The 14,461-nt window shown below is 64.5% G+C and carries 13 protein-coding genes; 9 read left to right on the forward strand and 4 right to left on the reverse strand.

Features of this window, described 5'->3' with window-relative positions; all coding sequences use genetic code 11:
* The first annotated feature begins 84 nt into the window (after positions 1–84).
* The 4 genes from WD012_RS04070 (at position 85) to WD012_RS04085 (ending at position 4,490) form a co-directional block, all read left to right on the forward strand.
* Complete coding sequence (locus WD012_RS04070; RefSeq protein ID WP_339562616.1) at positions 85–813, forward strand: type 1 glutamine amidotransferase; 729 nt, start codon at positions 85–87, stop codon at positions 811–813.
* A gap of 116 nt (positions 814–929) precedes the next feature.
* Positions 930–1,157 (forward strand): phasin family protein, encoded by a 228-nt coding sequence (locus WD012_RS04075; protein WP_015449738.1) that lies wholly within the window; start codon positions 930–932, stop codon positions 1,155–1,157.
* A 110-nt stretch (positions 1,158–1,267) separates the two neighbouring features.
* The gene (locus WD012_RS04080; protein ID WP_339562494.1) at positions 1,268–3,259 is read left to right on the forward strand and encodes an AarF/UbiB family protein; all 1,992 of its coding nucleotides are present in this window, start codon (positions 1,268–1,270) and stop codon (positions 3,257–3,259) included.
* 175 nt (positions 3,260–3,434) lie between these two features.
* Entirely contained in the window at positions 3,435–4,490 is a 1,056-nt protein-coding gene (locus WD012_RS04085; RefSeq protein ID WP_339562495.1) for a glycerophosphodiester phosphodiesterase family protein, read from the forward strand.
* 104 nt (positions 4,491–4,594) lie between these two features.
* On the opposite strand, the gene upp is transcribed toward WD012_RS04085, so the two are convergent.
* From upp to WD012_RS04105, 4 genes are all read right to left on the reverse strand, one after another.
* Entirely contained in the window at positions 4,595–5,236 is a 642-nt protein-coding gene (gene upp, locus WD012_RS04090) for a uracil phosphoribosyltransferase (protein WP_339562496.1), read from the reverse strand.
* A 282-nt stretch (positions 5,237–5,518) separates the two neighbouring features.
* Positions 5,519–6,253, reverse strand: coding sequence for a hypothetical protein (locus tag WD012_RS04095; protein WP_422614360.1), 735 nt, complete (start codon positions 6,251–6,253; stop codon positions 5,519–5,521).
* 19 nt (positions 6,254–6,272) lie between these two features.
* Complete coding sequence (locus WD012_RS04100) at positions 6,273–7,361, reverse strand: NUDIX hydrolase (RefSeq protein WP_339562498.1); 1,089 nt, start codon at positions 7,359–7,361, stop codon at positions 6,273–6,275.
* A 182-nt stretch (positions 7,362–7,543) separates the two neighbouring features.
* Positions 7,544–9,790, reverse strand: a complete 2,247-nt coding sequence (locus WD012_RS04105; protein ID WP_339562499.1) for an RNA degradosome polyphosphate kinase — start codon at positions 9,788–9,790, stop codon at positions 7,544–7,546.
* Between the two features lie 1,064 nt (positions 9,791–10,854).
* On the opposite strand from WD012_RS04105, the gene WD012_RS04110 reads away from it, so the two are divergent.
* The 5 genes from WD012_RS04110 to WD012_RS04130 all read left to right on the forward strand — a co-directional run bounded on the left by WD012_RS04110 (position 10,855) and on the right by WD012_RS04130 (position 14,460).
* A complete protein-coding gene (locus WD012_RS04110) occupies positions 10,855–11,667 on the forward strand; it encodes a CpaE/TadZ family protein (protein WP_339562500.1) in 813 nt (270 codons plus the stop codon).
* 61 nt (positions 11,668–11,728) lie between these two features.
* Complete coding sequence (locus WD012_RS04115; RefSeq protein WP_339562617.1) at positions 11,729–12,778, forward strand: TadA family conjugal transfer-associated ATPase; 1,050 nt, start codon at positions 11,729–11,731, stop codon at positions 12,776–12,778.
* Positions 12,778–13,422: a type II secretion system F family protein gene (locus WD012_RS04120; RefSeq protein WP_339562501.1), complete on the forward strand. Its 645-nt coding sequence runs from the start codon at positions 12,778–12,780 to the stop codon at positions 13,420–13,422. Before WD012_RS04115 ends, WD012_RS04120 begins: the two co-directional genes overlap by 1 nt.
* Positions 13,423–13,602: 180 nt before the next feature.
* The gene (locus WD012_RS04125; protein WP_339562618.1) at positions 13,603–14,004 is read left to right on the forward strand and encodes a type II secretion system F family protein; all 402 of its coding nucleotides are present in this window, start codon (positions 13,603–13,605) and stop codon (positions 14,002–14,004) included.
* 165 nt (positions 14,005–14,169) lie between these two features.
* Positions 14,170–14,460 carry a DUF4244 domain-containing protein gene (locus WD012_RS04130; protein WP_339562502.1) on the forward strand — a complete coding sequence of 97 codons (291 nt, stop codon included), beginning with the start codon at positions 14,170–14,172 and terminating at the stop codon, positions 14,458–14,460.
* Position 14,461 lies beyond the last annotated feature (1 nt).

Here is a 14,461-nt window from a genome sequence, read left to right on the forward strand (position 1 = left end):
CTTGTCATGCCAGCAGTGAACGAAGCGACCCGGAATCTTGCGGATACCAAGGCCGGCACGCGCCCGGACCGCCGCATCGACGTCATGTCCCTGTACCCGAAAGACATGAACATCTACGGCGACTGGGGCAACGTGCTCACCGTCATGCGCCGCCTGTCGCTGTACGGCTACGACCCGGTCCTCCACGAATACAACCAGGGCGACCCGTGGCCGGAGCATGTGGACCTGATCCTCGGCGGCGGCGGGCAGGACAACGGGCAGAAGAAAATCACCGACGACCTGTTCGCCCGCGCGGACACCCTGCGCAAGCTTGCCGCGGACGGCGTGCCGATGCTCATGATCTGCGGCCTGTACCAGCTGTTCGGCGAGTATTTCGAGACCGTGGACGGCACCAGACTTGACGGCATCGGCATCCTCGGCGCATACACCGTGGGCCGCGAACACCGCATGATCGGCAATCTGGTCGAGCACAGTAGCGAGTTCGGCGACATCATCGGCTACGAGAACCATTCCGGGCAGACCTTCCTGGCCGGCGACACCAAGCCGCTGGGTCGCGTGGACGCCGAAGGCACCGGCAACAACGGCACCGACCACACCGAAGGCGCGCGGTTCGGCAATGTGATCGGCACGTACATGCACGGTTCGGTGCTGCCGAAGAACCCTCGTTTGGCGGACGGCTTGATTCGGGTCGCCGTCGAACGGCGGTATGGCGCGTTCTCCCCGCAGCCGGACGAGCGGCAGGCATCCGAATTGCGCAGCATCGACGATATCGCGCAGCATGCGCGCGAGGTCGCCGCCTCACGGCCCAGATAAACGCCGGGCACGGCCAGGCATCCCGCCCGCGACGCGCATCCGGGAGTGTCACCCCACGCCCGTGACATTCGTGGAGTAAGGTGGAGCGTACAAGGACCTGATACAAGGAGGTAATGATGGCTGACTTCAACTTCAACGACGGCCTGCTGCACAAGGTGTTCCTCGCAGGTGTCGGCGCTTTGGCGACCACGGTCGAAAAGAGCCAGGAAATCGTGGACGACCTGGTGAAGAAAGGCGAGATCACCGTCGAACAGGGCAAGGCGTTGAACGCCGAGCTCAAGCACAAGGCCGAGGAAGCGAAGGCTGAGGAAACCAAGCCCGCTTCCGACGAGAAGAAGGACTGACTCCGGCCGGCTGCCATGCCGCCGTCCGCCTTCGTCGCGTGCCATGACATGCGGCAGGGCCGACGGCGGCATGTGGCATGCCCGGCGTCAGGCAGTAGCATATGGCTGATATGGCAGACGATCAACACGAGGTATCGCGCGATGTCGCGAAGCAGGAATCCGGCAGGCCGATAGCGCCTGAGCCGGAAGAGCGAGCGGAAACGCAGAACGCGTCTGATAGGAGCGACGATGCGGCCGCTTCCGGCGCTGCTGCTTCCGGTGCCGTCTCTGACAATGCAGCTTCCGGGAACGCGGCTTCCGAGAGCACCGTTCCCGGTGAAACCGCCGCCGCCTCCGACGCCGGCAACACCGCCTCAGACGCCGCCGCGACTGGTGACGCCTCGCCTGACAATGCGCCGCTCGCGCACGATGATCCCCAACCGGAAGCCCCGGGCGCCGCGCCTTCATATGCCGACGAAAAAATCGGCCTGTTCAGCGGCCGGAAGAACGATTTCTCTGAAAAATACCATCTCACCCGGCGTGGCAAACTCAAGCGTCTCGACCAGATCATCCGGATCGCCAACCAGTTCGACGCGATTCACGGACTCACGCCGGTCAACATGCGTCTCATGTTCGAAGCGCTCGGCCCCACCTTCGTCAAAGTCGGGCAGATCCTGTCCATGCGCTCGGAGATCCTGCCGCAATCTTTCTGCGACGAACTCGCCAAACTGCGGGCCAACGCCGACCCGATGCCCTACCAGACCGTGCTGGACACCCTGTCCCACGAGTACGGCAAACCGGTCAAAGATATCTTCAAATCGATTGACCCGACTCCGCTCGGCTCGGCTTCGCTTGCTCAAGTGCATCGTGCGACCCTCGTGACCGGGCAGGATGTGGCCGTCAAAGTCCAGCGTCCGGGCGTGCGCGAAACCATGGCGCAAGACGTGTCCATCATGCGCACTATCGCCAGGGGAGCTGCGAAGATCATGCACAACGCGCAGGTCGTCGACTTCCAAGGTGTCGTCGAAGAACTGTGGGACACCTTCGAATCGGAGACGGACTTTCTGGTCGAAGCCCGCAATTTGCAGGAATTCAAGCGATACTGCTCGCGATTCGCCTATATGGACTGCCCGAAACCATATATGGACCTGTGCACTGAACACGTGGTCGTCATGGATTATATCGACGGCATTTCGCTGTCGCATCCGGGTGCGCTTGTCGCCAAAGGCTACGATCTGAAGGAAATCGGCACCAAACTTGTCGATAATTACGCGACTCAGGTGCTGGACGAGGGGTTCTTCCACGCCGACCCGCATCCGGGCAATATCATCATCTCCGGCGGCAAAATCATCCTGATCGACTTGGGTATGACCGGCAGACTCAATAAAAAGACCCGCACGGTGATGAAGGATATGATTTTCGCCGTCGCCAAGCAGGATTCGCCGGCGCTGGCCGACGGGTTGCTGCGGTTCGCGACGACGGGCGCCGTGGTGGATAACTACCCGGAATTGCTTGCGGATCTTGATCTGATCGTCGAAGAATACGGCACGGTTGACCTCGACGAGCTGGATATCGCAAGTTTCATCGCGTCGCTCACCCAGCTCGCCCAACGCCATGGCATCGAGGTGCCCAGTTCGGTGACCACGGTCGGCCGGGCGTTGGTGACGTTGGAAGGGCTGCTGGACGAGTTCATTCCGGACGTCAATATGATCGAGATCATCTCCCAGCACATCGCCAACAGCAAGACGAACTTCGCCGAAATCGAGAATGAGGTCCAGACGCTCGGTATCGAGGGGCATAAGGCCTTGCACGGCGCGTTGCAAGCGCTCGCTGAGATGAAAACCGCCTCGCGGATGCTCACTCGCGGCCAACTGCGTGCCAATATGCAGCTCGTCGGATTCGATGAGCCGTTCAAGCTGCTGAGCGATATGGTCAATCGCTTGACGATGGCGCTGATTGTGGTCGGCTTGTTCATCGGTTCGTCGATTGTGTATTACGCCGGCATGAAGCCGATTATCTTCGGTATCCCCGTGGTCGGGTTCATGGGGTATGTCATCGCGTTCATCTTGTCGGTGTGGATCGTGTTCGACATCTATTTCAAAGGCCGCAAAAAGAAGCACTGAATCGAGCCGCCCGCCCTAACCATTCAGCACGTTCACAAACTGGTTACGCTGGGCGGGCGCCCGGTGGCGGGGTTTCCTGCGGTTTGTCGGATGGTCACGCTGCGTTCACCGGACTCCCCGATATTGGTTCGACCGGTACGGTAGGCTCGAATAAGCATGTCCACGAGGAGGAAACATGTCCGGTAATAAGCAATTGACGCATCTGCTGGTCGGCGCCGCCGCCGCGGCCGGAGCTGCGGCATGGGCCATCGCGCCTCGTTCATTCAACGACAAACGCAACAATTTCGTACCCGTCGTGCCGCACGTATGGTACGCGCATCGCGGTCTGCACGATGCCGGTTCCGGCTTGACCGAGCAGTATGCGGCGGAAAGCGGCGAATACGTGGCGTTGGCGCGCCGCATGGCCATGCAGGCGGGGTATGGTTCGCCACTCGTGTCCGGCCCGATTGCCCCGGAGAATTCGCTGGCGTCTTTCGCCGCCGCGTGCGAGGCCGGGTATGGTATCGAGCTGGATCTGCAGCTGACGCGTGACGGCCAGGTCGTAGTCGTGCATGACGGCGACCTGCTGCGTGTGGCTGGCGACCCGCGCAGAATCGAAGACCTCACCTATGACGAATTGACGAGGATCCCGCTGTTCCCCGCCCCCGCGGCCCCCGGTGACGCCGCCGCAAAGCGGATTGATTTCGCCGGCGGGCAGCCGTCCACCCCGCAAACCGCGCCGGACGGCTACTACCAGCATGTCCCGCTGTTCGCGGATGTTCTGCGCGTGGTCAACGGCCGCGTACCGCTGATTGTGGAGTACAAGTTCGACGACAACTCCCTGTGGGGCGAGCGCGACGAAGCCCTGATGCAGCGCGGCGACGAGCTGCTGCGCCGCTATGACGGCCAGTATGTGATCGAGTCCTTCAACCCGGCGGCGGTGCAATGGTATCGGAAGCATCGTCCGGAGGTGTGCCGCGGCCAGCTTGCCGAGCCGCCGCAGCCGGGTCAGTCCGACTGGAAGGGCTGGTTCGCTGGCCTGCTCGGTTTCGATTGGATGAGCCGCCCTGATTTCGTGGCCTATGACTGGCAAGGCGGCAATCTTCCGCAGATGCGCGCCACCCGCGTGATGGGCGCGACAGCCGTGTCGTGGACGGTTCGCAGCCGCGCGGAGCTGGAAATCAGCGACCGGTGGTTCGACCGCCACATCTTCGAGGCTTTCGTTCCCGACCCTGGGGAGCATCAGGCCTGAGCCTGCCATACCGCAGGAATACGGAAGCCGGGAAGCCCAGCGAAGTGCTGGACTCCCCGGCTTCCGTGGTATTACGCCGGCTACCGGCCGGCTACCACCGTCGTTCAGTCGATGACGCCGTACAGGCGGTCGCCGGCATCGCCGAGACCAGGCACGATATACGCCTTGTCGTTGAGCTTCTCATCAACGGCACACACGACGACCTTGAAATCGATGCTCGGATCGATCTGCTCCTGCACGAATTTCAGGCCCTCCGGGGCGGCGATGATGTTGATGGCGGTGACGTCCTTCGCACCGCGCTCGGCCAGATAATGGGTGGCGGCGACCAAGGTGCCGCCGGTGGCGAGCATCGGGTCGATCAGGAAGCACTGGCGTCCGGTGAGATCCTCCGGCAGACGGTTCGCATACGTGATCTGCTTGGTCGGGTTGTCCTCGTCGCGCTTCATGCCGAGGAAGCCTACTTCGGCGGACGGGATCATCCTGGTCATGCCGTCGAGCATGCCCAGGCCTGCACGCAGCACCGGCACGATGATCGGGCGGGGTTCGGCGATATGCTTGCCGATCATCGGGGCTACCGGGGTCTCGATGGGCTTGTCGACCACGTCAAGGTTGCGTGTCGCCTCGTAGGCTTCAAGCATGACGAGTTCGGAGATGAGTTCGCGGAAGGTGCTGGACGGCGTGTTCTTGTCACGCAGCACAGTGAGCTTGTGTTCCACCAGCGGGTGGTTGAGTACATGCAATTCCATGCTTCCAGATTAGCGCCATCGGCGTGATTGGGCGAACCGTCGCCGCGGCGTGGCGGCATGATACGCGGACGCAGCGGCATGATATGCGGACGCATTCGAGCACAAGGGGAATGCGCCGGACCGCGAAAGCGCCTGTCGGCGCAAACGCCGCTCGCAGCGGCAACAAATGGAGCCCGGGGCTTAAGCACGGCCCGACGCAACACCCCAGTATAGCGGTATCCGGCAGGGCCTCCGCTCCGGCGTGGCGTGACTGGCGGGCGGGCGGCAGGTACGGGCGGGCGGCTATTCCAGCCGTCCCCGCCGCCACAGGTGGGCGCCCTCGCGGAAGTCGCGTGACGTGGTCAGCAGGTTCGCGGCGGTGTGCATGAGCCGCGCGGTGCGGGTCTGCGCGTCATGCCGGGCTTTTCGGACGCCGCTGTCCCCGTTCTCCCCGCTTGGCTGTGGGGCGGGTTCCTTGCCCGCGGCGGTGATGCGCTTCGCCTGGAGACGCAATCCGGCGGCGATGACATCGGTGAACGCGCCCGCCCGGTCCAGTGCCACGGCGAAATCCCCGGTGAACGCGCCGGAGAGGATCGAGTCCGCGGTCCGCGCGATATCCGCGGCATCCGGGGTCTCATCGACGCCCGCGATGGCGGACGCCGAGGTCGCGACCGGCTCGCCGAGCCGCCACAGGCGGGCAATCTGCTCACGGTTGCGCTGCATCCACGTGCGCAGCATGTACAGGCGCCACATGATGCCGGGCAGTGAATCCGGTTCCGCGTCACTCCACAGTTGTGCGATAATGTCCACGCCTTCCGTGTCCACGAGTGTGATGACACGCTGTACGACTTGGGGGTCTTCGGTGTGATGTACGCGGTCGAGCAGGGCCGCGGCGGAGGCGTGGCTCATCTCGCTGATTTTCTCCGGGTCGAGTCCTCCACCGAGATGGTCCAGGATTGCCGGATCAAGCTGTGCAGGGCGTGCCGGCCGGGATGAGCCCGACGGTGATGCCAGGAATCCCGACCTGCTGGACCGGATTGATCCGGAACGGGAGGAGTCAGTAGACAAGTGGGCCCACTTTCTGTATGTCGATGATTTTCGGACCGTCGTCCGTCCTGATAATAGCCAACGCCGTTGCACACCCGGTGGGCATGTACGGGGATTTCGCAATAAGCCGTTTCGCCAGTGTTTCGGAAGCGCATAATGCCCGCAGGTGAGTGAACATGCCGCCGATGACCGGGCGGTGCATGCACACCGCCGTGTCCATGTTGGTGTCCAACATGTGGTCGATTTCCTGGCTGAACCGACGCCATGCCGCCTCCGGAGCGGCGGCGAACGCGTCCTCGGTCAGTTCGTCGGCCGTGACAATCGGCAATCCGGTCTGCCATGAGAAGATCTCGATGGTCTGCATGCACCGCAGCCATGGCGAGCTGACCAGTCGGTCAGGGCTGTAGCAAGCCAGCTCGCGCCCGAGCGCGAACGCGGCCGCGGCGCCACGCGGCGTGATCGGCCGGTTGCCGTCCTCGCCCTTCCACTGCTTGCGCGCCTCGGCCTTGCCGTGCCTGACAATGAGCAGGGTATGGGCCTGCGCCGCTCCGGCCTTCACCAACGCCACGAACCGGTCGAGCACGGTGCGGTCAAGAATATGGGTCAGCAGTTTGCGCGCACGCTGGACCGACACCCATACCACCGTGTCAATCTCATCCTTGTCGGCGGGCAGCACCGGCCCGAACGCCGAGCGGCGGCGTTGCGCCTCCTGGTCGTCGATCGGCGTCGCCATCCAGAACACCACATGCTTCTGGTCCAGTGTCTTCTCTTTCGTACGCTGTTTGCGTCGCCCCTCGTCGGCGAGCGGGTATTCGATATCGCCGATAATCGGCCCGAGCTGCACCTGCACGCCGGATTCCTCGCCCATCTCACGCACGGCGGCATGGCGATGGGTCTCGTTGTTCTCCAGCTTGCCTTTCGGCCAGCTCCAATCGTCGTATTTCGGGCGGTGGACGATGCAGACCTCGATCGCATCGAGCGTCGAAACCGGGTCGGCGCCTTCGGGAAGCCCGCCGTCGTCGGAGAACTTCATCACCCCGGGCAGGTCCTTGCGCGTGCGGTAGATGATACCGCCCGCAGCCTCAACAATTCTTGGCATGCTTGCTCCTCTCCGTCATATTCCTCCGTCATGCCCCGGTCCCGCCATATGCGCGGGATAGCGCAACGCCCTATGCCCGCCCGCCGATCACCGGACATGGATGATGGCGGCCGGCCTTACGGACCTGCCGCCATCATCCATGGGTGGGGTCGTGCGATGGCACACACACGGCCCCAAGGGTGTCAGTGAGCCAAGGTGTTGTTGCCCGGCTTGCGCTGGTGCTTGCGGATCAGGTATTCCTGGCTGTCCACCAGCGGGCGTCCCTCCTCGTCGCGCGAATGCAGCACATACGCGCCGTCCGCCTGCATATGCCACGAGACCGTGGAATCGGCCATCTGCAAATCGACGTAACGGATGAGCTCATCCACCTGCTCCGGCGCGGTGATACGCACGAGCGCCTCCACACGGCGGTCGAGGTTGCGGTGCATGAGGTCGGCGGAACCGATCCACACTTCGGGGCCGGAAATCGGGCCTTCGCCAATCTGCGGGCCGTCGGAGTTCGCGAACGCGTAGATGCGGCTGTGCTCGAGGAACCGGCCGAGGATCGAACGCACGCGGATGTTCTCGCTCAGGCCGGGCACGCCGGGCTTGAGCGCGCAGATGCCGCGCTCGACGATATCGATCTTCACGCCCGCCTGGCTCGCACGGTACAGCGCGTCAATGGTCTTCTCATCGACGATCGAGTTGACCTTGATCTTGATCCACGCCTCCTTGCCGGCTCGCGCGGCATCCTCCTCGCGGCGGATGCGCTGGATCAGGCCGGTGCGCACGGTACGCGGGGCGACCAGAAGCCGGTGGAAGCTGGACTTCGGCGCGTAACCGGACAGCTGGTTGAACAGGCGGGTCAGATCCTGGCCGACCACCGGATCGCAGGTCAGCAGACCGAGATCGGTGTACAGACGGGCGGTCTTCGGGTTGTAGTTGCCGGTGCCCACGTGGCAGTAGCGGCGCAGGCCATCGGCCTCCTGGCGGACCACAAGCGAGAGCTTGCAGTGCGTCTTGAGCCCGACGATGCCATACACCACGTGCACGCCCGCGCGTTCAAGCTTGCGGGCCCACATGATATTCGCGTCCTCATCGAAACGCGCTTTGATTTCGACGAGCGCGAGGACCTGCTTGCCGGCGTGTGCCGCGTCAATCAGCGCGTCGATAATCGGCGAATTGCTTGATGTGCGGTACAGCGTCTGCTTGATGGCGAGCACCTTCGGGTCGGCGGCCGCCTGGGCGAGGAACGCCTGCACCGAAGTCGAGAAGGAATCATAGGGGTGGTGCAGCAGGATGTCGCGCTCGCGGATGGCGGCGAAAATGTCCTGTGCATGGCTGGATTCGACTTCCGCGATCTGCCGGTTGGTGATCGGGATGAACGGGCGGTACTTGAGGTCCGGGCGGTCGATGGCCTGCAGCTCGAACAGGACCGTCATGTCCAGCGGAGCGGGCAGACGGTAGACCTCGTCGGCGCTGACACGCAGCTGATCGGCGAGCAGCTGGGAGAGGAACGGGCTGGTCGCGTCGGAGATCTCGAGACGGATCGGCGGCCCGAAACGACGGCGCAGCAGCTCCTTCTCCATCGCGTTGAGCAGGTTCTCGGCGTCGTCTTCCTCGACGTCGATATCCTCGTTTCGGGTGACGCGGAAGGACCGCGCCTCTTTGATGATCATGCCCGGGAACAGGGATTCCAGGTGCGCGATGATCAGGTTCTCCATCGTGATGAAGCCGTAGCGTTCTTCGCGGCTCTCCTCATCGGTCAGATCGTCGACGGGGACCAGACGGTTGAGGTTGCCTGGGATCTTCACGCGGGCGAAATGCGTCTTGCCGCTGGTCGGGTTCTCGACGAGCACCGCGAGGTTCAGCGAGTTGCCGGAAATGTAGGGGAACGGATGCGCGGGATCCACGGCGAGCGGGGTGAGCACGGGGAACACCTGCTGGCGGTAGTAGCGCGACAGGCGCTCCTGCTCGGCGGTGGTGAGCTTGTCCCAGCTCAGCAGGACGATATGCTGTTCGGCGAGCGCCGGCAGAATATGGTCGATGATGTAATGGGCATGCTCGTCTTGCAGGCGGTGGGCCTGTTCGCTGATGGCGCGGAACTGCTGGCGTGGGCTCAGGCCGCTCGGCGAGGTGACGGCGATGCCGGTGTCGATGCGGCGTTTGAGGCCGGCCACGCGGACCATGAAGAACTCGTCGAGGTTGGAGGCGAAGATCGCGCCGAAATTGGCGCGTTCGAGCAGCGGAACGTCTTCGTTCTCGGCGAGCTCGAGGACGCGCTTGTTGAACTTCAGCCAGCTGAGTTCGCGGTCGAAGAACCGGTCTGGCGGCAGCGGCTGCTCGCCTTCCTGGGTCTCCCGCTTGTCGTTCTTGTCTGTCTCGGCGATGTGCTCAGCTATCTGGCTGCGCAGAATCGCCTTCGAGGGTGCGTCAAAAATTTGTGCCATACTCCTACTTTAGGCACTTGTCTTCAGGTTGTCTTGGGGAAACGTGGAAAATTTAGCCGCTGTTTACATTCCGCGCGTGTCTCGGGCGTGTTGCGCCGGATTGCCGTTGCCCGGCCGTGGATGGTGTGCGCTCGGGTGCGGGTTTGTGCGCATATGGTGTATTTGGGGCGACGACGCCGGGGCGGCGTGACCGGCGTGTCTTGCGGTGTGCACACAATCGCACACGTGGACCGGTTCGATACGCACAGAACGCAGCAGGTTGACGGCGTTGGGGTGTGCCGTCGAACACTTGTGCAAAGAATCAAACAAATCCGCTTGGTGCGGTGTACCCGGGTTGCGCGGCACGTGAATCGGAGCATAATAGCAACTACAAGGAAAACTTAACAGAGCAGAAGCCCACAGTAGTGTATAGCCACGAAAGGTTGTTACGTTGGACGGGCATTGGAAAGACTTACCGTTACAACGATGGTGTTGTGAAGAGATTCTGCTCGGTTGATCCTTGTACGGGAGGCCCGCTTCGGCGGGCCTTCTCGTTTGTCCGGGGCGTACAGGAACCAAAGTCATTGCTTGAGACGTTCCATTTCGGTGCGTATACGGTGACATACTCAGCCTGATGGAAGGCGCAGAGGAACGGCAAGATTGCCTGGCATCTGCCGACTCGCGCATGCCCGGGCATGCGTTAGCCGGCAGAACCCCGTCGTCAGCCGTGATGCCGGGTCGAATCCGGCGTGTCGCGCATGCCGCGGCATACGCAACCCGGAAAACACCTTGGAAGGTGGTGGTGTCAGGCGGCATCCGTCGGATTGCGTATGCCCGGGCATACACGGCCCGGCATGCTGCCGCCCGCGGCCGCCATCTTTTGACCACATTGGCCGTTCCGGGTGGCGCTCGCCCGACCGTACCGTGTTCGATTGAACGGTATGACATCAGATATCAACATTCATCAATCAGGGCAGGCCATCCGCCGGCATACGGGCCCCGGCGGCCCCCGGGCGTACCGGACCGGAGCGGATTCGCCCGGTATGTCATGCCCGCCTCCGACATACCGCGCGCCCAATGCGGTGATGGTACTGTCAGCCTCCGGCGGGCTCGGCGTCAGCACATTCTCGGCGCTCCTGGCGCGGACACTGCGCGATGGCCGTGACTGCGCGCTGGTGGACGCCGATACGGCCGGCGGCGGACTGGACATCCTGCTCGGTATGGAAAGCGACCTCGGGGTGCTGCTCAACGCCGTCGCAGCCCCCTTGGGCGAGGTGGATGGCGGGGCGCTGCGCCGACGGCTGGCCACATGGGATGGCGTCGGCGTGCTGTCCAGCCGGCCGTGGATTGACCCGATGCCGCAGGATTGGGAGATCGCCGTGGCGGTGTGCGCGCTGGCCGAGGCCTATGACATCGTGGTCGTCGATGCGGGACGTGCCGGGCATGCTCCCGGGCATGCCGTTACACTGCCGCTCGAAGGCGCCGCGGTCATCCTGCTGGTCGAGCTGTCCGTGCTCGGTACCGCTCGCGCCCAGGCGTGCATCGAGGCGTTGACCGGCAGCGGCAGTCGGATGACACCGGACGGCAGACACCGGCTGCCGCGCAGACGACAAGGCGAGGCAGGTACCGTCAGCGGCGACGACATCGCACTGGTCGGGGTCCGGCCTGCTGCCGCCCGCACCTCCGCCCGCGGTGTGCTGGACGCAGACGCGGCCGCGGAATATCTCGGTATCGACATGCTGGGCACCATCCGCCCGGATGCGCGACTGTGCGCGGCGGTACTCGAAGGAACAGGCCTGCTCAAGCCGAACCGGGCGAACGCGAAGGCATTGCGAGCGGTGGCATCATGGCTTGACTCCCGAGAGCGGGAGGTGGCGTATGAGCCGCAGCAGCGGTGATGCGGGCGGGAACACCGCCGAGGCGGGACGCCCGGTGCCCGGACCGCGTAGGACGCTGTCCATCGCCTTCGGTCCGCTGCAATGGCTGGCACAGGATACGCAGGTCACCGATATCGCCGTCACCTGTGACGGCGGCGTCTGGGCGGACCGCGGTACCGGCATGCTGCCCTGCCGTATCGCCGTGCCATTCCGATCGCCGCAAGTCGTGCGCGACTACGCCGTGCGATTGTGCGCGCAGATGGGCCGCCGCCTTGATGACGCCTGCCCGATCGCCGACGCGTCGACGGCGGACGGCATCCGCATCCACGCCGTCGTCGCGCCGATTGTGCCGCAAGGCGCCTCGATCTCGATCCGCCTGCCCGGCAGCCTGCCGCCGACCTTGGAAACCCTGTGCGCCGCCGGCATGTTCCCGCCGGCATGGCTGGCCCTGCTGGACGGTCTGGTGCACGGCCGCGCCTCCATGCTTATCACCGGCAGCACAGGAGCCGGCAAGACCACCTTGCTCAAGGCGCTGCTCGGACGCTGCGATATCGGCGAGCGCATCGTCAGTGTCGAGGAGGTCCGGGAGCTCGGCGAGTTGGCGGCGGTCTCAGGTGGCAATCATGTGTCGCTGGTCGCGCGTGAGGCGAATATCGAGGGGGCTGGGGCGATCGGTTTGCCTGAGCTGGTGAAGGCGACGTTGCGTATGCGTCCTGACCGTGTGGTGTTGGGCGAGTGCCGTGGCGAGGAGATCGCCGATCTGTTGCGTGCGTTCAATTCCGGACATCGTGGGGGTGCCACGACGCTGCATGCGGACTGTCTGGAGCGTGTGCCGGCGCGGCTGACCTCGTTGGGGTTGCTGGCGGGGCTTGATGCGCGCGCCTTGTGTATGCTTGCGCAGGGCGCGTTCGACGTAGTGCTGCATGTGGAGCGCACGCCCGTGGGGCGGCATATCGCGCAGGTGGGTACCCTTGGGCTGGTCCGTGGCGCGTTGGTCGGGGTGCCGTTGCTGGCGTGGGATGGCGCGGGACGGCCATTGGCTATCGAGGGGTGGCAGGATTTCGCGGCGCGCTGGCTGGCGTCGGCGACGACGTCGTGGCGTGGCTGCCCGCCGAAGGCGGTGGAGGCGTGATGGTGTCATGGCAGATGCTGGCCGCCGGATGTTGTGCGGCGCTGTCTTTGCTGCCGTGGTGGGACCGTGCCTTCCGCCGGTGGCGGTTGGATGACGCCGTCGATCCGCGGCGGGCGGAGTCGCGGACCGCCATGGGCCTGGATGCCGCGTTGGCGATGCTGGCTGCCGGTGTGCGTGCGGGAGGTATGTTGGAAGAGGCCTTGTCGAGGCTGTCCGGGCGGGAGCCGGTGCGGGCGGTGGACCGGTTCGCGGTGGTGCGGGCGCTTGCCGGCCATGCCCGTGACGGCGAGTCGGCGTATCTTGAACGGATTGCCGTGGAAGTGTGTGCCGCCGCGCGGCTGAGCGGACGGTTGGGTTGTGAACTGGGTCCATGCCTGGATGCGGTGGGGGTGTCGTTCCGCCGTGCGGTCGGCCGTGACCGGCTGGTCGCCCAGGCTGCTGCGATGCCGAAGGCGACGGTGAAACTGCTGCTGGCTTTGCCGGCCGGCACGTGGGCGTTCGGGATGCTGCTCGGCGCGAACCCGCTGGCGGTGCTGTGCGCTTCGCCTGCGGGATGGGTGTGTCTGATGCTGGGGGCCGGCGGGTATGTGTCCGGTGCGCTATGGGTGCGTGCGATGCTGCGTGCGATGCTTGATCAGGGGTGACTGGCGGGGAGGCTGGGAATGGGTGTGGAGATAGTACCCGTGTATGCTGCGCTCGCGGCGTGGTGTGTGGCGTTGTGGTGGTTGTTGTGGCGGGCGGGGCCGTCTGCGTCGTATCGTGTCCGTGCGTGCGGCCGGCCGGCGGATGCGGGCGTCCGTCCTGGGGAGGCGCTGGTGTTGCAGATGCTTGCCGTCGCCTTGCGTGGTGGCGCGTCGATCCCGTATGCCCTTGAATCCGTGGGTGCTGCGGTGGGAGGCGTTCAGGGGAAGGTGTTGTGTTCGGTGTCGGCGGCGTTATGCCGTGGGTGCGCGTGGCAGGATGCTTGGCGGTCCGCCGGGGAGGGGCGTCTGCCGGTGTGTGATCTGATCGGCGGTGGATTGCGCGATGCCTGGGAGCATGGCTCGTCGCCCGTGCAGGGGTTGGAGCTGGCTATCCGGAGGGCTGACCGTGAGGCCGACCATGCCATCCGTGAGGGGGCGGCGGCGTTGTCGGTGAGGATCCTGCTGCCGATGGGCCTGTGCTTCCTGCCGGCGTTCGTCGCCGTCGGTGTCGTGCCAACCGCCATGTCGCTGATGATGGGCTGATTCGTTCGCGGCGTGCGAACCTGATCCCGGTGATGTGGATAACCGGCGACTTCTGACCACAATCACCGGACCGTGTTCCGTTCACGCCCCGGCTCCGGCACACTGGGAGGTATCGCCACAGCGGGCGATACCCGGGTACCGGGTTGAGATGAAAGGAAACACGCCATGACACACATCCAGCAAGCCACAGGACACGGCCGGTCGTTCATAGGGGCGATGCGGCGGGCGCCCGTCACGGCCGCGCGCAAGGCGCGCGAACAGGCATGCATGATCGACGCGAGAGTCCGCCTGATGGCGATGGAACCGGAGAAGGGGGCCGCCACCGCGGAGTACGCGATGGTCCTGGTGGCGGCCTGCGGTTTCGCCGCGGTCCTGTTCGCCGTCATCAAATCGGATCTCGTACGCACCCTGGTGATCAACCTGATCAAAGGCGCGATGGAGCTGAAGAAGGGCTGAG

Source organism: Bifidobacterium thermophilum (assembly GCF_037482445.1).
Lineage (GTDB): Bacteria > Actinomycetota > Actinomycetes > Actinomycetales > Bifidobacteriaceae > Bifidobacterium > Bifidobacterium thermophilum_B.